Raw genomic sequence first — 19509 nt, forward strand, 5'->3', positions numbered from 1 at the left:
TCCGGACCTCATGCTATGTCTAAACGCCATCCGATCATCGCGGTCACCGGCTCCTCCGGCGCTGGAACCACCACTACGGGTGAGATATTCAGCCGCCTGTTTGCCAGCGAAGGGCTGCGGGCAGCCATGGTCAGTGGTGACAGCTTTCATCGCTACAATCGTGAGCAGATGGCCCGCCTTGCGGCCAAGGGGCAGTTCGGTGAACGCAACCATTTTGCCATGGCGGCGAACCATATCGACAAGCTGGAGGCGCTGTTCTATGACTATGGGCATACCGGCAACGGCCAGTTCCGCCAGTATGTTCATGATGAAGACCGGCGGTTGATCGAGGCCGGCCACAAACCGGGTACGTTCACCCCCTGGGGGCCGCTGGCGGCGGAAACGGACCTCCTGTTCTACGAGGGCCTGCACGGTGGCGTGGTCAGCGATGCCTACAACATTGCCCAGTACGTGGATCTGTTGGTGGGAGTGGTGCCGATCGTCAACCTGGAGTGGATCCAGAAAATTCACCGCGACACCAACAAGCGCGGGTACTCACAGGAAGCCGTCGTTCAGACCATTGTCAACCGTATGGACGATTACGTGCATGACATTGTCCCGCAGTTCGCTCACACCCATGTGAACTTCCAGCGCATTCCACTGGTCGACACATCCAACCCGTTTGTGGTCCGCGACGTGCCGACGGAAGACGAGAGCCTGATCGTCATCCGTTTTCGGGACCCATCGGAAGTGGATTTCCCCTATCTGTTGCAGATGATCGGCGGCAGCAGCCTGTCCCGGTATGACACGCTGGTCATCCCGGGAACCAAGCTATCGCTGGCCATGGACCTGACCATGCGCCCGCTGGTGCAGGACCTGATCGCCCACAAGCCCTTTGCCTGAAGGCCTTCAGGCCGTCAGGCGACCATCCCTGTAGTCCCGGAGGGTCTGCTCGATCTCTTCACGACTGTTCATCACGAACGGGCCATATTGCACCACAGGCTCGCCAATTGGTTTGCCGGCAATCAGCAGCGCTCGGGCTCCGTTCTTACCGGCGCCAACGTGGACACTGTCACCTTCGGAAAGAATGCTTGCCGCTGAGCGTTTCAGGGGCTGCGGGCCCGCCTCTGAAATCAGGGATGCCTCTCCGGCATACAGGTAAAGCAGGCCTTCCAGTTCCGGATCGATCGGCAGCAGAGTTTCCTTTCCCGGTTCCAGGTGGATATCCGCATACAACGGGCGTGTGCTGCCGCCGGTGATGGTACCCTGGTGTGCCTGGCCGTTTACGGTCAGCTCTCCAGCCACCAGCTTGATCAACCCACCATCCAGGGTAATGGCCGGTATTTCATCAGGCTGGATATCACGGTAACCCGCCGGTTTCATTTTCTCCGCAGCCGGCAGATTGAGCCACAGCTGGAAACCGCGCATCTGCCCCGATTCCTGCTGGGGCATTTCGGAGTGGACAATGCCGCGTCCGGCGGTCATCCACTGCACGCCGCCATTTTTCAGATTGCCCCGGTTACCGAGATGATCCTCATGCAGCATGTGGCCTTCGATCATGTAGGTCACCGTTTCAAATCCACGATGCGGATGGGACGGGAAGCCGGCCATATAGTCCTGAGGCTGGTCGGAACCGAACTCGTCCAGCATCAGGAAGGGATCAAGACGGACGTTCTGCTGCTGCCCGAGGGAGCGCTTGATACGAACGCCAGCGCCGTCGGACGTTTCGGTACCGGGAATAACCTGTCTGAGGGTTCGTTCGGTCATGACGGATCTCCTTCCAGTGCCTAGAATCGCCGGACTCAGGCGGTCAGGGTTTCAATGGCTCGTCCGGCCTCTTGCAGGGAATTCGCTTTCTGATTATCCCCCATGTTGAGACCCTCGGCGTAGACAAAGCGAACGTCCTTAAGGCCGATAAAACCAAGGAAGGAACGAATGAACGGCGTCTGAGTATCGTTCGGCGTGCCGGCGTATAGGCCGCCGCGCGCCGCCAGGATATACACCGGCCGGTCTTCCAGTAGGCCAACGGGGCCATTTGCGGTGTATCGGAAAGTGATGCCGGCACGGGCAATGTGGTCGAAATAGGCTTTCAGCACGGACGGCACACCGAAGTTGTACATCGGCACGCCCATAACAATGACGTCTGCATCGACAACTTCACTGATCAGCAAATCTGAATAATCGACAATACCTTGCTGCGAGCCGTCGCGGTCGTCCGCTCTGGTCAGGAAGGCACCGAACCGTTCGGCGTCCAGATGCGGTACCGGCTCTGCGGAGAGATCCCGATAGGTGGTTTGGATGTCGCCGTAGGTCTGCCGGATCTGGTCCAGTGTTTGATCGACGAGCCTGGATGACTGGCCGTCCTGGCCAAAAATGCTTGCGGTAATAACGAGAATATTCTTCATGTTCAGAGCCTCTTGGGTGATTAAAACGCTATGAGGCTATTGAACTGCGTGACGGGAAAAGATGAAATCGGAGAATCTTGGAAAGGTTGTTCAGTTAAATTGATCAAATTGGCCCGCGCCCGGTAAGGCGCAGGCCAATCTTCCTGTGCACGTCACTATTCGACGTTGCGGGAGTAAAAAATCTCCAGCATCTCCCGGCGCAGACGATCCTCGATGGATTGCGCCTCCTGGGGGTCGAGGTCGCTGGCATTGACGCCGAACACATAGTTATCCAGATCGAAATTTTTGAGCATCATCTTGGTGTGGAACAGATTTTCCTGATACACGTTGACGTCAATCATCTGGTAGGCGTTCTGGGTATCTTCGGACAGGTAGTTCTGGATCGAGTTGATGTCGTGGTCAATGTAGTGCTTGGTGCCGTCCACGTCGCGGGTAAAGCCGCGTACCCGATAGTCCACCGTGACCACATCGGAGTCGAAGCTGTGAATCAGGTAGTTCAGTACTTTCAACGGCGAGATCAAACCGCAGGTCGACACGTCGATATCCGCACGGAAGGTGCTGATGCCTTCGTAGGGGTGGCTCTCCGGGTAGGTATGTACTGTTACGTGGCTTTTGTCCAGGTGGGCCACGATGGCATCCGGCAGAGGGCCTGGTGACTCCTCGTTGTCCGGCTCACCGTTGCTGAGTTCGTGTTCGGCAATCAGCATGGTGACAGAGGCGCCGTGGGGCTCATAGTCCTGACGGGCAATATTGAGCACGTTGGCACCGATGATCTTGACCACGTCGGTGAGGATCTGGGTCAGGCGTTCGGCATTGTACATCTCATCGATGTAGTCAATATAAGCTTCACGTTGCTCTTCGGTCTGCGCATAACAGATGTCGTAGATGTTGAAGCTCAGTGATTTGGTCAGGTTATTGAAACCATGTAACTGTAGTTTGGTTTCCATGTTCAGCCCCCCCAATTGTCTGGAGATGAATGTCAGTGGTCATGTCTGTCTGATGCATGCCACCAAGGCCGCCACCGATAACTGACCGGATTGTTTACCTTTTGCGCAGACCGGCGGAGAAGGGTGCGTATTATGCACACCGACCCTCAATTTGGGTAGAGTGCAGGGCAACATTCTAGCATCCGTAATAACCGCCGGTTTGCCACAGACTGGCAGGCCTCTGTGACCGCGCTGAGGGGACCTGTTGTCTGCCGGTTCAGGCAGTGTCGCGTATTTCATGGCTGTGCGTGATGGCAACGCCCGCCTTTTCCAGCATGATGGACGCAGAGCAGTACTTCTCGGCCGACAGGCTGACAGCGCGCTTCACCAGATTTTCCTTGAGGTTGTTTCCGGTGACCACGAAATGCAGGTGGATGCGGGTAAACACTGCCGGAACGGCGTCAGCCCGCTCCGCTTCGAGTTCGGCATGGCAGGCGGTGACGTCCTGACGGCTTTTTTGCAGAATGCTCATGACGTCAAAGGATGAGCAGCCTCCCAGCCCCATCAGCATCATTTCCATGGGGCGTGGCCCCAGGTCCTTGCCGCCATGGTCGGGTGGGCCGTCCATCTGCGCCGAGTGGCCGCTGCCGCTGGTTGCCCGGAAGCTTGCGTCGCCGGTCCAGTCAATGGTTGCTTTCATCTGATTTCGCGCTCCGAATGGGATATAACGTACGATTGGCAGCGATGCTAGCATATCCCGTTAGCGCCAGCAGCCTGCTGAAAAGCAGCCCCGCTGATCTGGTCTATACTGTTTCAGGTTGCCGAAACCGGGCCTTCTTGTTATAAGTTGCGCTCATAATGAATAAACCCGCAGGGAAAGCAGGGTGAATAAAAACATTGGAATCCCGCCAGTACAAAGGAGGCATGACTCGCACTATGGCCACTATCGTCAAGCCGGTTGAGCAGAAAACCAAGCATCTGGACTATTTTCTTTCGCAGTGCCATCGCCGGCGTTACCCTGCCAAGAGCACCATTATTTATGCAGGGGACAAAAGCGATTCCCTGTTTTACATCGTCAAGGGCTCCGTTACCGTCATTATCGAGGACGACGATGGCCGCGAGATGATCATGGCTTACCTGAACGCTGGGGATTTCTTCGGTGAAATGGGGCTGTTCGACAACATGGATTCGCGCAGCGCCTGGGTAAAGGCCAAGACGGAGTGCGAAGTTGCCGAGATCAGCTATACCAAGTTTCGTGAAATCGCCCAGCAAGACCCCAGAGTTCTGTACTTCATCGGCGAGCAGATGGCCTCACGGCTGCGCCAGACCACCCGCAAGGTGGGTGACCTTGCCTTCCTCGACGTGACTGGACGGGTTGCCCGCACGCTGCTGGACCTGTGCAAGGAACCGGACGCCATGACCCACCCTGATGGTATGCAAATCAAGATCACCCGCCAGGAGATCGGTCGGATCGTTGGTTGCTCCCGGGAGATGGTCGGACGGGTTCTGAAAACCCTCGAAGACCAGGGCCTGGTACGGGTCAAGGGCAAGACCATGGTGGTGTACGGTACCCGCTGAAACCGATTGCTACCCTGTCCCGAAAGGCCGCTGGAACCAGCGGCCTTTTTCGTTGTGTGGGATAGCTCAGGGTAACCATCCGGGCCCCGACGCCGGATAGCAGGGCGGGCCAAACACCGGGCCAAAGGTGTCAGTCCACGAGAGCCACGGACTTTATTTGCATCCACACGGTCTTGCCGGGTTCAAGGCCGAGTTGGTCTACGGACCGGGTGGTCAGCCTTGATAACAGTGGGGTTGGCCCCGCGAGAAGCCGCACAAGGCTGACGCCCGGCGCCACATCCGGATCGACCTGATCGATGATGGCCGGAACCAGGTTCTGGATGCTCTGGTCGGAATGCTCGGTCAGTGCGAGGCTGATATCTCGCGCCAGGACCTGCACTCGAACCCTGTCTCCGGGTGTCAGCCGGTCGTCCTGGCGCAACCACAGTTGGCCGCCGTCGAACCTGAACAGGGCTAGATGCCAGCGCTCGTCCAGATGGTCGATCCGTCCTTCCAGCAGAACCCCGGCATCGTCTTCCAGTCGAAAAGGGTTGTTGGTGCGGGCGAGCGTTTCCTGCAGCGGCCCCTGGGCCACCACCCGGCCATCCTCCATCATCACGATGTGGTCGGCCAGGCGGGCGACCTCTGGCGTGGAGTGGGACACGTAGATGATGGGAATCGCAAGGGTGTCCCGGAGCCTCTCGAGGTAGGGCAGGATGTCCTGTTTGCTGGCGCGGTCCAGAGCGGACAGCGGCTCATCCATCAGTAACAGCCTTGGACTGGTCAGCAGTGCCCGCGCAATCGCGACCCGCTGGCGCTCACCGCCGGAAAGTCCGGCAGGCATGCGCTCCAGGAGGGATTCCAGGCCGAGCCAGCGAACGGCATCATCGAATCTGATCTGTCGTTCGCCGGCGGGAATGCGGCGGTAACCGAACTCCAGGTTCCTGCGCACGTTCAGGTGGGGAAAAAGCTGGGTTTCCTGGAACACGTAGGCCAGGGCGCGCTTGTGTACCGGCCGGACGAGCTCTTCCGTCTGCCAGGGTTCGCCCAGAACGGTCATGGTTCCGGGCGCGTGCTGAAGGCCTGCCATGCACCGAAGCAGTGTGGTCTTGCCGCAACCGGAGTGCCCGAACAGGGCGGTAATGCCGGTACCCGGGAGGGTCAGGTCAACGTCCAGGTCGAACCCCGGAAAGGCACACCGGAAGCGGGCATGGATAGTGGCGGTCATCTGAGAGCTCCCGCGCGGGCTTTGCCGTTAAGCGCGTAGAGGGTCACCAGAACCACAAAGGAGAACACCACCATGCCGGCGGACAGCCAGTGGGCCTGGGCGTACTCAAGGGATTCCACGTGGTCGTAGATGGCCACCGACAACACCTTGGTTTCACCCGGGATGTTACCACCGATCATCAGGATCACGCCGAACTCACCGATGGTGTGGGCGAAGGTGAGCACGGAGGCGGTCAGGAATCCGTTTCTTGCCAGGGGCACTGCGATAAACAGGAATCGCTCCCACGGAGCGGCACGAAGGGTTGAGGCGGCTTCCATGAAGCCCTCGCCGACGGCTTCAAAGGCATTCTGCATAGGTTGAACGGTGAATGGCAGGGAGTATATGACCGACGCCACCACCAGGCCCTCAAAAGTAAATGGCAACAGGCCAATGCCCAGAGACTGTGTTACTTGGCCAACCCAGCCGTCAGGCCCCATGACCAGCAACAGGTAGAAACCGAGCACTGTGGGTGGCAGCACCAGGGGCAGGGCAACGATGGCTGCGACTGGCTGACGCAACCAATGCCGGGAGCGGGCCAACCACCAGGCGATGGGGGTGCCTATGAGCAACAGCAACAATGTGGTCGTCGTGGCCAGCCTGAGCGTCAGCCAGACCGGGTCCCAGTAGGTTTCAAGCATCAGTCAGCCGTGTCGTAAGCGAGGTCATAGCCATAGCCCCGGATCGTGGCGATGGCAGTGTTCGATTTCAGGAAGTCCATCCAGGCCAGGGCTGCCTCGTTGCTGGTTCCCCGGTTCAAAAGGATAGCCTGTTGGTCAATGGGTTGGTAATAGTGTTGGGGCACGGTCCATAGGGCGCCCTCCTTATCTGCCCAGGATGTTACCTGAGACAGGGCCACAAAGCCGGCCTGGGCGTTGCGGCTGACCACAAACTGAAAGGCCTGGGCGATGGAATCGCCACGAACCAGCTTCGCCTGCAGTGCCTTCCAATGGCCCAAATGTACCAGAACCTGTTGTGCTGCAAGACCGTAGGGCGCGGTCTTCGGGTTTGCCATGGCCAGCCTTGAGAACGTTTGTTGGGCCAGGTAGCTATCAGCGTCCCCGAAAGCGTCCGGGGTCGGGCTCCAAAGCACCAGCTTGCCCCGGGCATAGGTGAAGCGGGTATTGGGGGCGCCGGCCCGCGCCTTCTCAATAAGCGCTGGCCTGCGTGCATCGGCGGCCATGAACACGTCGAAGGGCGCACCGTTCCGGATCTGGGCGTACAGCTTGCCGGTGGACCCGAAGCTGGCTGAAACCGTGTGGCCAGTCTTGGCTTCAAACTGTTTGGCCAGTTCGCGGGTGGTGTCGGTGAAATTAGCAGCAACGCCGAGGCTGACTTCACCGGCCATGACCGGGAGGCTGGCTATTGAAAAAAACAGCAGCGTGGCAATGCGTAAGAAGCAGACTCTTGGTTGATGATCCGCTGACGTGGATTGGTACATAACCGTTTTCAGTGACTCCAGATTCAGTTCTGCTTGCGCGCCAACTTAAACATCATCTCGGGAGCGACACGCTTGACCCAAAGCGCTGCCATTTCCTTGCCCTTGCCGACGGGAATCTCGCGTTTTCCCTTGGCCAGCGCACTGACGATGACATCCGCGCACTCGCCGACGTCCATGCCACCGGCAATGTTCTCGTCTTCCTCGCCGAAGGCCGAGCCATCGGCCGCCAGGGCATTGCGGGAAATGTCCGTGCGGATGAAACCGGGGGTAATGGTGGAGACCAGAATGTCATCGTCTTCCACCTCGGCCCGCAGGGCGTCGAAGAAGCCCATCACCGCGTGCTTGGCGGCACAGTAGCCGGTGCGCAGGGGGACGCCGACTTTACCGGCCACGCTGGCGGTCACTGCCAGGTGTCCGGATTGGCGCTCCAGCATATGGGGGAGCACGGCCTTGGTCAGCGCAATCTGCCCCATCACATCCACATCCAGTAGCTTCTGGTACACCGACAGCTCGGTATCTTTGCACAGAGAACGTTGGGAAAGGCCGGCGTTGTTGATCAACAGGTCGATCTGGCCGAAGTGACTGATGACGTGGTCGGCAGCCACCGGAAGTGAGGGCAGGTCGGTAACGTCAAGAGGCAATACCAGCATGTTTTCCGGGGCAGCGCCGGCATCAATGCAGTGCTGGCGGACCCTCTCCAGCTCTGGCTGGCGTCGCGCCGAAAGAACAACTCTTGCATTTTCGCGCGCAAACCTGGCTGCCAGGGCCTCACCAATGCCGGACGAGGCGCCGGTGATCCACACGACTCTGTTGGTAAACATGGGCTTACTCCGATTAGTTGGGTGGCATTGATCTTAGCGCCCCGGGCCGGTCGGCGTCATGTTTTTACGCGCCGGAGTCTGTCCCGGTACGCAGGCAGTCGAGGATGTGGTGCCAGACCTCGTCAGCATTGGTTTCATTGACCAGTTCGTGACGGGCGCCGGGAAACAGACGGTCGGAGGCAACGAGCAGGCCGGCGCCACGAAGGTTGGCAACATGCCGGTTGAAACCGTGTCCCATCTCGCCAACCGGGTCGCTGTCACCGGCCAGCAGGTGTATCGGAAGGTCCTTGCGCCATGTTTTTGGATTGATGGTCAGCATGCCACCAATGAAGTCGGACCATAGCCCAGCCGTGCAGGGGAAGCCGCAGAGTGGGTCTCTCAGGTAGCGGTCCACCTGTTGCGGGTCGCGGCTGAGCCAGTCATGGCTGGTGCGATTGGGGGAGAACGCCTTGTTGAAGGCACCGAAGGTCATATTGTCGATCAGGCGGCTGTGGTGCCGTTTCCCGCGCAGTGCCCGGATAGAGCGGACCAGCGCCAGGGAGGTCCGCAACTTCGGCTTGTCGATACGATTGGTCGCGCAGAGGATCAGTCTGTCGATCTGGTCACCATACTGCTGGCTGAAGGCCTGGGCGATGAACGAACCCATGCTGTGGCCGAACAGCGTTAGCGGGAGGTCGGGGTGTTGCTTTCTGGCGTGGACAACGACTTGCTGCAGGTCGTCCACCACTTTCTGCCAGCCCTTGTGGTCGGCGTAATGGCCAAGATCAGTTTCGGGGCAATGCGGTCCGTGGCCTCGATGCTGGATCGCAATCACCGATACCCCCTGTTGGTTCAGCCAGAGCGCCAGCGGCTGGTAGCGGGCTGCATGCTCCGCCATGCCGTGGGCAATGACCAGCACGGCCGACGGGGTTTCCGCCGCCCACGACAGCAACGGAATTCGATGGTGATCGGGGCTGTTGATGAAACTTTCCTGCAGGTCCATGTTGGTCGATTCCGGGCGGTTTGGTGGCGTAAACGGGAGTCTAGCCGGAAATCGGACGTTAATGTGAGACGGAGCCGGAAAATCCGGCTTTTGTGGCGCTAGTCCGCGTCCCGATCCCATTCAGGTGGCTTCCACAAGTGCTTCAGGCGGGCTTGCAGGCCGCCTGGTCGGGCCATGGCCCGGAACAGGTCCACGTACTCGTGGGTCCACAGCACCAGCAGGTTCCTGGAGTGTATCGGTCGGGTAATGCCGTAGTCCGGTGGTGCCTGTTCGTCTTCGGCGACAAAGGTGCCGAACAGTCGGTCCCAGACGATCAGGGTGCCACCGTAGTTGCGGTCGATATAGCCGGGGTTGCGGCCATGGTGAACCCGGTGATGGCTGGGGGTGTTGAACACGGTTTCCACCCAGCCTGGCAGTTTGCCAACCAGCGTGGTGTGAATGAAAAACTGGTACACCAGTGAGAGGGCATAAGCCACGCCGATCCACACAGGATTGAAGCCGATCAACGCCAAGGGCACATAGAACAGCCACATGCCGTTAAAGATATTGGTGGCATTCTGGCGCATGGCGGTGGAGAAATTCATACGCTCGGAGGAATGGTGGACCACATGGGCGGCCCAGAACCAGCGTATGCGGTGGCTGGAACGGTGCATCCAGTAAAAACAGAAATCCACTCCAACAAACGTCAAAAGACCCATCGCCCAGTTCAGTTCCAGATCCAGCAGTCGGTGGTGGTAGAGGAATGCGTATACGGGAAAGGCGATCAGGCCCGCGAACAGCAACTCCGTCAGTTGGTAGCCAGCACCCAGGGCAAAGTTCCGCAGGGCTTCCGGTACGTCCATGCGTTTGGGGTCGTGGCGAATCCGCAGGTACTCCCACAGGGTGACGGCAATGAACACCGGCGTTGCGACAACGAATATCAGTTGGCGTTCGTCCAGTGCCAGCCAGGGGGCGAGGGCGTTCCAGAGGGGGAGCAACCCGCTCTCCTCAAGAACCGCCCTCATCATGTCCATCAATGCCATGGTGAAACCGTATTGTGATTGTAGGTGTGACTGTATTCTGCGCCGATGGCGATGCCATAAATTGACAATAAACGCCACAAAATTGATGATTAGTGCCAACAATGAATGACGCAGCGCGTGGAGGACGGTGAACCATGGCCAAGGTAATGCGGGTAACCGGTGCCTGGACGGGACTGCTATCGGACTGGCTTGAACAGGAGGGACTGGAGAATGCCCCGGTCAGGATAGCGCTGGCGCGCTGGGCGTCGGAAGACAACGTACTGGTGCCGGTGTGGCGTGACCTGCTGGCGCAGGGACTGGCTCTGGCGCCTCAGTATGCCGCTCCCGAGCTAAAGGTGGGGGCCTGTGTGCGTCCTGCCCATGTGGGTGTGCTCGGCTATCTGGTGCTGGCGTCCGACACCCTCGGCGAGGCCATGTTGGCCTACCAGCGCTACGAAACCCTGTTTTATGGTGCCAGCCTGGCGGAAATCGAGGTCGTCGGCGATCAGGCGGAAATGCGCTGGCCGCCCTCGGAGAATGAGCTTGGCCAGCAGGCGGACGGCGCTGCAATTGCAGCATTGGTGACCTTTATGCGTCGCCAGATTGATCAGCCACCTCCGCCCTCGCTAGTGAGTTTTCTGGGTGACGTCGGTGCTGAGGCGGCCAGGGAATACGAACGGTTTTTTGGCTGCTCGGTGACCTGGAACGACAGCCATGTGCGAGTCCGGTTTCCGCTGCATTACCTCAGCCTGCCCATGCCCCGGCGAGACCCGACACTTCGCGAGTTGCTGGACCGGCAGGCCCGTGCCCTGCTGCGGGCGTTGCCGGAGGCGTCACAGGCGGGCTCGGGCATTGATCGCCAGCTACAGCAGGTACTGCTGAAACTGTTGTCTGATGGCGAGCCCACCCTGGCGCGTGCAGCCCATGCCATGCACATGTCACCGCGAACGCTGCAGCGACGCCTGGCCCGGTATCAGTTGAGCTGGCAGCAGTGGCTCGATCGGAACCGGGAACAGCTGGCGCGACAGTACCTGGACGACACCTCACTGACGCTGACCGACATTGCTCTGCTGTTGGGCTTTTCCGAGCAAAGTGCTTTTACCCGGGCCTACCGCCGCTGGACCGGCAATTCACCCGGCCGAGAGCGCCGTCAGTGGCTCAGCGATTAGCAGCATAGACCTTTTCCAGCGTGTGGATCTGTGGCTGCCATTGATCCAGCCAGGCCTGGATGTCTTTGGGGATTTTCGTCGGTTTTGGCCAGGGCACCGGGTATTGCCCGGGCTGGAACATGGGTGCGAACAAGGAGGCCGCGGCGAGGTCGGCGCGGGAGAAACTATCTCCAGCCAGGTAGGGCTTCTCCTGGTAAGCATTCGCCAGTTCGGTCAGGTAGCGCTCCATGGTTTCCCGCGACTGCGCGGCGGTTTTCTCGTTGATCTTCATCCATTTGCGCATGACCTCGTCCACCCGGCTGAAGGCCAGTCTCAGTAGAATCCGATTGTAGAAGGGCGTGCCCGCAGCCAGCATGGGAACGACCACCTTGGGGCGTTGCAGGAAGTGGTGGTAGGAGTAACAGCGCACGCTGGGGCCGGCTTCGTCGTCCAGCCGCTGCTCCCAGGACAGCGCAGCCTCGCGGGCCTGCGGGTCGGTCGGCGTCAGCGGGTTCTCGGGAAACGTGTCGTCCAGATAGTCAATGATGGCTTTCGATCCCTGAACCCGGTGACCGTCATGGTCCAGTACCGGTACCGATGAATCAGCGCCCGTCAGTTTGCGGATAGTGTTGATGTGCTGGCCGGGCAAAAGGCTGATGGCTTCGTAGCTCAGCCCTTTGTGATCCAGGGCCCAGCGAGCCTTTTCGCAGTAGTGTGAAATAGCAAACTGGTAGAGTTTTATCGCCATGACGTGGAATGCTCCCGGGTGTTTTGATGGCCTAAGCGTAATGCTTTAAGGCAGGAAATGGTAACGGCTCTGCTTTAAAATCGGCAGCCATCATGGATAATCTGCAACTGTTACAACCACAGGGAATGAGGAATAAACAATGAAAGGAATCGCCGCATTATGGCCGCTGACGTTGGTCATGCTTGGACTAATTGCCGGCTGCGCGTCCAGCCCTGATGATGGTAGTAAGAAGGAGACAGCCAAAGCCTGCAGCCAGGCGCTGCCACCGTGCTTTGTTCCGGGGCCGATTGAACAGCCTTTTGTTGCCCGGGGGAACGAGCCGTTCTGGCGGGTGATCGTCGAGCCGGGACAGCTGGTGCTGGAGCGAATGGGCGAAGAGCCCATCGCGCTGCGTTATGACATAGTCGAGCAAAGCCCTACCGAGCGGACTTTTCGCGCTGAAGGCGATGGCGTTCGGATTGAGCTCAAAGCGGCCAGCCAGCTATGTCGCGATTCCATGTCAGGCATGGCTTATCCCCGCCAGGTTCGACTCGACATAAACGGCGAGGCAGCCAGCGGCTGCGGGGGTGAGCCCGAAGAGTTGCTTCTGGGGCCTGAATGGGTTGTCGAGGATATCGGCGGTCGCGGCATTATTGACAGTTCCCGGGTCACACTGAACTTTCAGGCAGACCAGCGAGTCTCCGGGCGGGCGTCCTGTAATCAGTTCAGCGGCGGCTGGAACCTGACCGGTGAGGGGCTCGGGTTCACCCGGATGGCGTCCACCAAGAAGGCCTGCGCGCCGGCGCTGATGAATCAGGAAGACCGATTCCTGTCGTTGTTGGGTGAGGTGCAACACTTCGACATTGGCCGGCATGGCGAGTTGCTGTTGCTGACCGGAGATGGACGTCCGATCAGGGCATTTCAGTCCACAGACTGAGTCCGTATTGGTCCAGGATCTGTTGTACCCGGCCGCTGTCCATGAGTTTTCGGGTGCCTTCCGTTAACAGTTCCGCGAGTTCTTTCGCGTCTTCCCGTACCGGGGAAAACGCAACGAAGGCTTCGATTTCGTCGACCAATCCTGCCTGCCGGGGTGCGGTGACGGATTCGTTGTTGTTCATTTCCCACCAGGCCATTACGTAGATATCTTCCGCAAAGAGGTCGGTGCGATGTTGGTCCAGCAGGTAGATGGCCCGGTCAAGGGGGGACGGCCCCGCGATCACCCAGATTCTGTCCGGATTGGCGTGATTCTCCTCAATGTACCGGTCCAGATCATTGGTGTAGGAGTACCCATTGATGACCAGAAGCTTCTGGTTATGGAGCGATGCCAGCCCGTCGTATACCCAACGGTTGTCGGGGTGGGTAAACAGCGCAATGGCTGAGCGCCCCTGGGGGGTGTCTGGAAACACGAAATCCGGGGCATCGGTTGTGAAGGCACCGACCACTGCGTCCAGTTGACCTTCACGCGTTAATTGCAGCGCCCGTGCCCAGCTAACGTTGACGTACTCCACGGTATAGCCGGCTTCGCCAAGGACCTCGCGGGCAATGTCCACCATGTAGCCCTCGCGATCGCTCCCCGCTTCGCAGTTATGGGGGCACCAGGGATCGGATGCGATAACGATCGTCCGGGGCCGGGGTGTCGTATTGGAAAGGGCAGCGGACAGGGCCTCATTGGTTGGCGTCTGCGTGTCGACGTCTGAAGAAGGGCTCTCTTCGTCAGGAGGAGGTGAGCAGCCGTGCAACAGGAGTACGGTTAGTAGAGCCACTGCCAGTCTGGGCATGATCGTTGTCTGGGGCACCGCGAAGCTACGGCGACCTATTTATAATAGCCCGTCTGTCACGCTGCTGTCATCCAGGAGCCCACCTCCACCGGGATGGCCCCCGATCAGTAACGGCTGCGATTGTCTCCTTCCGATGCATCGACCGGCACCAGTGCCTTGACCAGTTCTTTCATCTCGAGAATGCCTACCTGGTTGCCTTTTTTGACCACCCGATAGACAAGGTCGGTATCGCCGTCGGACCTTGCGATCACCGACTCCAGGTTGTCCCGATCGGAAATGTCGCCGGCACTGTCAGCGGGAGGTTCCGTGGTTTTTGCCATCACGGAACGCACTCTCAGAACCCGTGCACGATTGATGTCGCTGATGAAATCCGTAATGTACGGATCGTTGGGATGCATGAGAATTTCCTGGGGTTCGCCCTGCTGGACGATGTGTCCGTCCTTGAGGATAACCAGGTGGTCAGCCAGCTTTAGCGCCTCGTCCAGATCGTGGGTGATGAACACCACGGTTTTCTTCAGTTCCTCCTGCAACTCCAGCAGCAGGTCCTGCATGTCGGAGCGAATCAGCGGGTCCAGGGCGGAGAAGGCCTCGTCCATCAGCATCACGGGCGAGTTGGATGCGAGTGCCCGGGCAATGCCCACGCGCTGCTGCATACCGCCGGATAGCTGGTGCGGGTATTGGTTTTCGTTGCCTTCCAGCCCCACCCGGGCGAGCCATTTCTTGGCTTCGTCCTCGAAGTCCCGCACCGTATGGCCTCTTACCAGCAGCGCCATGCCGGCGTTCTCCAGCACGGTCTTGTGGGGAAGCAGGGCGAATTTCTGGAAAACCATCGACATTTGTTCACGCCGCAGCTTCCGCAATCCGTCCTCGTCGAAGGCGAGTACGTTTTTGCCATCCACCTTGATCTCACCGGCAGTGGGTTCGATTAGCCGGTTGAGATGGCGTATCAACGTGGACTTGCCTGAGCCAGACAGACCCATGATGACGGTGATCTCGCCTTCTCGCATATCCACGTTGATATCCTGGAGACCCAGTACGTGGTTGTGCTTTTCCAGCAGTTCGGCCTTTCCCATACCCCGGCGCACATACGCCAGGGCGACATCGGGAATGGGGCCGAAAATCTTGTAGAGGTTCCGGATGGAAATCTTGATATCCCGGTCCACGATTCGCTCCCTTACTGTTTCTGTGAGGCGTTGATGCGCGCCAGTGAGGCCTTGGTTACCCGATCAAGGATCACCGCCAGAATCACGATGCCAAGGCCGGCAACCAGCCCGACACCCAGCTCCAGGTTGCGAATGCCCTGAAGCACCAGCACCCCGAGCCCCGGTGCCGACACCAGGGAAGCGATAACCACCATGGCCAGGCTCATCATAATGGTCTGGTTTACACCCGCCATGATGTTGGGCAGCGCCAGTGGAATCTGGACCTTGAAGAGTTTCTGGTGGCTGGTCATCCCGAAGGCGTCAGCGGCTTCGATTACATCCTTGTCCACCAGGCGGATACCCAGGTTGGTGAGACGGATGACCGGCACAATGGCGTACAGGATGATGGCAATGCCGTAGAGCTTGGACTCGGTCACGCTGAACAGGAAGATCAGCGGAATCAGGTACACAAAGGGCGGCAGTGTCTGCAGCATGTCGAGCACGGGAATGGTCAGGCGCTGCATCATGTCGCTGCGGGACATGGCAATGCCGATGGGCACGCCCAGCAGCACACAGAGGAACGCGCAGACAAAGATGATCGACAGCGTCTCCATCGCATACTGGTAGTAGTCAATAAAGGCCAGCAGAACCAGGCTGCCAGCCACAAATCCCACCAGTTTCCAGGATTTGGTGACGACAAACACCACGGCCAGCAGCGCCGGTATCACGATCCACCAGGGCGTGTTCAGCATGCCGTAGAGTGTCCCGTCCAGAAACCAGCTTAGCGGTTGGGTCAAAGGGTCCAGAACAACACTCAGACTGTCCTTGATGGACAGGAAGCCCTCTTCAAGACCTTTTGTCAGTTCCCTGGATTTGGGGAAGGCCGCGCAGGACTCGTTAAGCGCGTCCATGGATGGAAAAGGCAGGTCCCATAGTGACTCTGCTTCGGCGTCCGTTCCTTTGGTTTTTTGCAGCAACGCCGCCATTGACATGGGGGCATCACTTTGGCCGTCAGAGCACCAGTCTTCCAGACCCAGTGATGAAAACACGAAATCGTAGGTCGCCATTTGCGGTCAGTTCCCAGAAGCGTTCAGATGAAAATGGGTAATGTGAGTTCGCCTGTTCGGTTTGACAGGGCCGGGAGACGGCCCTGTCAGGGTAGGTGGAGAGATTACTCTCCCAGCACCGAAGCCAGGCGTTTCTTGGCCGAATCGTTCAGCCAGCTTGACCACTCGTCGCTGTTGTTGCTCAGGAAATACACGGCCGCTTCTTCTGCCGACGCGTTGTTGGAATCCATCCACGCCAACAGGGCGCTCATGGTGTCGGTTTTGAATGTCAGCTTGCTGAGCATTTCCGCAACTTCCGGCTCACGATCCTTGAAGTCCGTGGTCACGGACGTCAGTACGGTGGCGGCGGGAAATTCAGACACGCCAGGGTTGTCCGCATCCTGGGTCTGGTTACGGGTGTGAACCTCCGGCTTGTAGTCACCCAGTTCGACGCGGGTCATGTCGAACTTGCCGAGCGGGACAGTGGGGCCCCAGTAATAGCCAAACCAGGGCTCTTCAGACTGCACGGCAGAGGCCATGGACGAGGCCAGGGTTTCACCGGAACCGTGGTTGAACACCTCAATGCCAGAGCTTTCCAGGTCGAGCGCCCTGATCAGGTTGTCACTGACCACACGACAACCCCAGCCACTTGGGCAATTGTTAAAGCGGTTGTCCACCAGTTCCGGATTAGCCATGACACCTTCGATGGTGGTCAATTCGGGGTGCTTCTCGGCCAGGTAGGTTGGAATCCACCAGCCTTCAACGCCACCGGGCTCCAATACTTTGGTCAGACGCTCGATCTTGCCCTGTTCTTCCAGTTCCAGGTAGGCCTCACCTGCGGAGTTGAGCCACAGTTCGGTAACGATGTCCGGTTCACCATTTTCGGCGACCGAGGTAACAGCGGGGACGGTGTCGGAGGGAACCACGGTGACATCACAGCCGTACCCCTGCTCCATGATGAATTTGGCAACGCTGGTGACAACTGTGTTGGATGCCCAGCCCATTTCGGTGATGGAAACTTCACCGCAATCGGCCTGGGCAAGTGCAGGCACGGACATCGCGCAAAGCAGCGCGACTGGCGTTAGCTTTCGCATGATTGGTTCTCCTTATGGATTTTGAAAATACGCGGAAACAGATCCGCTGGAGCGGTTCTGAAGACCGCTCTAGAGGTGAATACGCCGTATTGATACTGCGTTTTCAGAGGGCAAGACAAATGTTGTGACCTCGGTTACTACGTATATTTAAGAGTAACGCCCTGAGCGTGAGTTACAAGCCATTCATGTAAAATGTCGCCAGAAAATGCACATGCTTTCCGGTGTTTTGAGCCCCAGTGTCAACGAATTGAAGCAATTCAGCAGTAGTTTGAAGGGTTGTCTGAAACGGGAGAGCCCCATGACCGAATTGCGCAAACTGACCCCCCATTCTGCTATTCCTGCCGAACAGGCCCGTCGGGATAGCCGCCAACGCCATCTGCTGAGAACCTTTCTGCCGGAGATGATTCGTCTTGAGCGTGTGCTGGCGGAAGCGCCGGGACAGGTTACTGTGAAGACGCTCTCTCGGGTTGCGATGAAACACATTGACCTGCCGATCTACCGGGTTGACCTCGGCAGCGAGGCACCCGATGCGCCAGTGGTGATGCTGGTGGGTGGCGTTCACGGTCTTGAACGCATCGGCAGCGAAGTCGTCATGGCCTGGTTGCGCAATCTGCTGGCAAGGATGTCCTGGGACGGGCATCTCCAGGCCCTGCTGAAAAAAGTGCGGGTTACCCTGCTGCCCATCCTCAACCCCGGCGGCATGTACCTGAATCAGCGCAGCAATCCCAACGGGGTCGACCTGATGCGCAACGCACCGATCACCGCCCAGGACCGCAGTGCGTTCCTGTTGGGCGGGCAGCGCTTCTCCCCGCGCCTGCCGTGGTTCATTGGTGATCCCGAGCAGGGTATGGAAGCGGAGAACCAGGCCCTTGAGTCGGTGATCTCGGAGCTCCTGCCAGGCCGTCCTTTCAGTGTCGCGCTGGACTGTCATTCCGGTTTCGGCTGGCAGGACCAGATCTGGTTCCCCTATGCTTACCGTCGTCGCCCCATGCGACGGATCGAATCGGTGATGGCATTGAAGCTGATCTGGGAGCAGGCCTGGCCGGAACACAACTATCGCTTCGAGCCCCAGTCCCGTCATTACCTGACCCACGGCGATCTGTGGGACTATTTCTACAAGAAGATCAACCGCAGCGGTGAGGGCGCCTTTATTCCCCTTACCCTGGAACTGGGCTCCTGGCGATGGATCAAGAAGCGCCCACGACAGTTGCTGCGACTGGACGGCTTTTTCAATCCGCTGGTACCCCATCGCCATCGGCGCGTACTGCGAAGTCACCTGACCTTTATCGATTTCCTGGTCAGCGCCGCCGCCCATCACGAAAACTGGTTGCCGCACTCGGATGAGGCGTCCATGCTAAGGGAGGCCGCCATCGCCCACTGGTACAGGGATCATCACTGACAATGCACTGGATTCTGTTGCGCGGACTGACCCGGGAGCAGTCACACTGGGGTTCTTTTCCCCACAGGCTTGAGGAAGCCTTTCCCGGTCATCAGTTTCATCTGGTTGATCTTCCGGGCACGGGCGTGCACTTCAAGGATTCCAGCCCTGACCGTATCGCGGAGATCCGGGAGAAGGTTCGCCGCAGTGTTGGTCACATTCCAGCGCCATACAATCTCATCGCTTTGTCCATGGGCGGGATGGTCGCCCTGGACTGGGCTCAGCATGTCACCGAGGGTGAAATTCAGAACCTGGTGCTGATCAACACGAGTTCCGGATTCAGCCTGCCCTGGCGACGGATGCGTCCGGGGGCCTGGCCTCGTATCGTTCGCCTCCTGACGCGCCGGGAACTGTTCGATCGTGAGGTGGATATTCTGCGGTTGACGAGCAATCGACCGGTCGACCTCGATGTCATGAAACACTGGTACAGCATCCAGCGCCAGCGGCCAGTCAGCTATGCCAACGCCTATGCCCAGATGAAAGCGGCGATGGCCTACAAACCCCTGCCTCAACGCCCTCTGCCGAACGCACTTGTACTCGCCAGCAAGGGTGACCGTATTGTCCATTGGAGCTGCAGTAAGGTGTTTGAGCAGCGTTGGCAATGGACGCTGAAAGTTCATTCGTCCGCCGGCCATGACCTGCCAATGGACGACCCTGAATGGGTCATCCAGCAGATAAAAAACTGGCTGCCCAAATGATTACGGTTGCTTGACGCAACCGGTGTTCCGCGTCAGTCTTCTACACAATTCCTCAGATTCAC

At 58.7% G+C, this 19509-nt stretch carries 21 protein-coding genes; 6 read left to right on the forward strand and 15 right to left on the reverse strand.

Going from position 1 to position 19509, the window contains the following annotated elements:
* Window positions 1-15: 15 nt before the first annotated feature.
* Window positions 16-882 carry a phosphoribulokinase gene (locus R1T46_RS06195; RefSeq protein ID WP_317307693.1) on the forward strand — a complete coding sequence of 289 codons (867 nt, stop codon included), beginning with the start codon at window positions 16-18 and terminating at the stop codon, window positions 880-882.
* Window positions 883-888: 6 nt separating this feature from the next.
* Here the strand turns inward: R1T46_RS06195 and R1T46_RS06200 are convergent, their stop codons facing one another.
* The 4 genes from R1T46_RS06200 to R1T46_RS06215 form a co-directional block, all read right to left on the reverse strand.
* The gene (locus tag R1T46_RS06200) at window positions 889-1746 is read right to left on the reverse strand and encodes a pirin family protein (RefSeq protein ID WP_317307694.1); all 858 of its coding nucleotides are present in this window, start codon (window positions 1744-1746) and stop codon (window positions 889-891) included.
* Window positions 1747-1781: 35 nt separating this feature from the next.
* Window positions 1782-2384, reverse strand: a complete 603-nt coding sequence (locus R1T46_RS06205) for an FMN-dependent NADH-azoreductase (protein ID WP_317307695.1) — start codon at window positions 2382-2384, stop codon at window positions 1782-1784.
* A 155-nt stretch (window positions 2385-2539) separates the two neighbouring features.
* Complete coding sequence (gene speD, locus R1T46_RS06210; protein WP_300493482.1) at window positions 2540-3331, reverse strand: adenosylmethionine decarboxylase; 792 nt, start codon at window positions 3329-3331, stop codon at window positions 2540-2542.
* Window positions 3332-3587: 256 nt separating this feature from the next.
* Complete coding sequence (locus R1T46_RS06215) at window positions 3588-4010, reverse strand: OsmC family protein (RefSeq protein WP_317307696.1); 423 nt, start codon at window positions 4008-4010, stop codon at window positions 3588-3590.
* Between the two features lie 236 nt (window positions 4011-4246).
* Between R1T46_RS06215 and crp the strand changes: the two genes are divergently transcribed.
* On the forward strand, window positions 4247-4888 hold the full coding sequence (crp, locus tag R1T46_RS06220; RefSeq protein WP_007153756.1) for a cAMP-activated global transcriptional regulator CRP: 642 nt from the start codon (window positions 4247-4249) through the stop codon (window positions 4886-4888).
* A 130-nt stretch (window positions 4889-5018) separates the two neighbouring features.
* Here crp and modC read toward each other — a convergent pair whose 3' ends face one another.
* From modC to R1T46_RS06250, 6 genes are all read right to left on the reverse strand, one after another.
* Window positions 5019-6095 (reverse strand): molybdenum ABC transporter ATP-binding protein, encoded by a 1077-nt coding sequence (modC, locus tag R1T46_RS06225; protein WP_317307697.1) that lies wholly within the window; start codon window positions 6093-6095, stop codon window positions 5019-5021.
* Window positions 6092-6772, reverse strand: a complete 681-nt coding sequence (modB, locus tag R1T46_RS06230) for a molybdate ABC transporter permease subunit (RefSeq protein WP_317307698.1) — start codon at window positions 6770-6772, stop codon at window positions 6092-6094. The genes modC and modB overlap by 4 nt, the downstream gene beginning before the upstream one ends.
* Entirely contained in the window at window positions 6772-7572 is an 801-nt protein-coding gene (gene modA, locus R1T46_RS06235) for a molybdate ABC transporter substrate-binding protein (RefSeq protein ID WP_317307699.1), read from the reverse strand. Before modA ends, modB begins: the two co-directional genes overlap by 1 nt.
* A gap of 23 nt (window positions 7573-7595) precedes the next feature.
* Window positions 7596-8393 carry an SDR family oxidoreductase gene (locus tag R1T46_RS06240; RefSeq protein ID WP_317307700.1) on the reverse strand — a complete coding sequence of 266 codons (798 nt, stop codon included), beginning with the start codon at window positions 8391-8393 and terminating at the stop codon, window positions 7596-7598.
* A gap of 64 nt (window positions 8394-8457) precedes the next feature.
* Entirely contained in the window at window positions 8458-9375 is a 918-nt protein-coding gene (locus R1T46_RS06245; protein ID WP_317307701.1) for an alpha/beta fold hydrolase, read from the reverse strand.
* 98 nt (window positions 9376-9473) lie between these two features.
* The gene (locus R1T46_RS06250; protein ID WP_317307702.1) at window positions 9474-10397 is read right to left on the reverse strand and encodes a sterol desaturase family protein; all 924 of its coding nucleotides are present in this window, start codon (window positions 10395-10397) and stop codon (window positions 9474-9476) included.
* 134 nt (window positions 10398-10531) lie between these two features.
* On the opposite strand from R1T46_RS06250, the gene R1T46_RS06255 reads away from it, so the two are divergent.
* Window positions 10532-11545 (forward strand): helix-turn-helix domain-containing protein, encoded by a 1014-nt coding sequence (locus tag R1T46_RS06255; protein ID WP_317307703.1) that lies wholly within the window; start codon window positions 10532-10534, stop codon window positions 11543-11545.
* Here R1T46_RS06255 and R1T46_RS06260 read toward each other — a convergent pair.
* The gene (locus R1T46_RS06260; RefSeq protein WP_317307704.1) at window positions 11535-12272 is read right to left on the reverse strand and encodes a glutathione S-transferase family protein; all 738 of its coding nucleotides are present in this window, start codon (window positions 12270-12272) and stop codon (window positions 11535-11537) included. The genes R1T46_RS06255 and R1T46_RS06260 overlap by 11 nt on opposite strands.
* 139 nt (window positions 12273-12411) lie before the next feature.
* On the opposite strand from R1T46_RS06260, the gene R1T46_RS06265 reads away from it, so the two are divergent.
* Window positions 12412-13188 (forward strand): META domain-containing protein, encoded by a 777-nt coding sequence (locus R1T46_RS06265; RefSeq protein ID WP_317307705.1) that lies wholly within the window; start codon window positions 12412-12414, stop codon window positions 13186-13188.
* Here R1T46_RS06265 and R1T46_RS06270 read toward each other — a convergent pair.
* The 4 genes from R1T46_RS06270 to R1T46_RS06285 form a co-directional block, all read right to left on the reverse strand.
* Window positions 13163-14029, reverse strand: a complete 867-nt coding sequence (locus R1T46_RS06270; RefSeq protein WP_317307706.1) for a substrate-binding periplasmic protein — start codon at window positions 14027-14029, stop codon at window positions 13163-13165. The two genes, R1T46_RS06265 and R1T46_RS06270, sit on opposite strands and share 26 nt — an antisense overlap.
* A gap of 104 nt (window positions 14030-14133) precedes the next feature.
* Complete coding sequence (locus tag R1T46_RS06275) at window positions 14134-15192, reverse strand: betaine/proline/choline family ABC transporter ATP-binding protein (protein ID WP_036210930.1); 1059 nt, start codon at window positions 15190-15192, stop codon at window positions 14134-14136.
* Between the two features lie 11 nt (window positions 15193-15203).
* Window positions 15204-16238, reverse strand: a complete 1035-nt coding sequence (locus R1T46_RS06280) for an ABC transporter permease (RefSeq protein WP_075194224.1) — start codon at window positions 16236-16238, stop codon at window positions 15204-15206.
* Between the two features lie 104 nt (window positions 16239-16342).
* Window positions 16343-17311, reverse strand: a complete 969-nt coding sequence (locus R1T46_RS06285) for an ABC transporter substrate-binding protein (protein WP_317307707.1) — start codon at window positions 17309-17311, stop codon at window positions 16343-16345.
* A 298-nt stretch (window positions 17312-17609) separates the two neighbouring features.
* Between R1T46_RS06285 and R1T46_RS06290 the strand changes: the two genes are divergently transcribed.
* Together R1T46_RS06290 and R1T46_RS06295 are read left to right on the forward strand one after the other, a co-directional pair.
* Window positions 17610-18710 (forward strand): M14 family zinc carboxypeptidase, encoded by a 1101-nt coding sequence (locus tag R1T46_RS06290; protein WP_036210939.1) that lies wholly within the window; start codon window positions 17610-17612, stop codon window positions 18708-18710.
* Between the two features lie 2 nt (window positions 18711-18712).
* Entirely contained in the window at window positions 18713-19447 is a 735-nt protein-coding gene (locus tag R1T46_RS06295) for an alpha/beta fold hydrolase (protein ID WP_085678759.1), read from the forward strand.
* The last annotated feature ends 62 nt before the right edge of the window (window positions 19448-19509 follow it).

The sequence above is a fragment of the Marinobacter salarius genome, from assembly GCF_032922745.1.
Taxonomy (GTDB): Bacteria; Pseudomonadota; Gammaproteobacteria; order Pseudomonadales; family Oleiphilaceae; genus Marinobacter.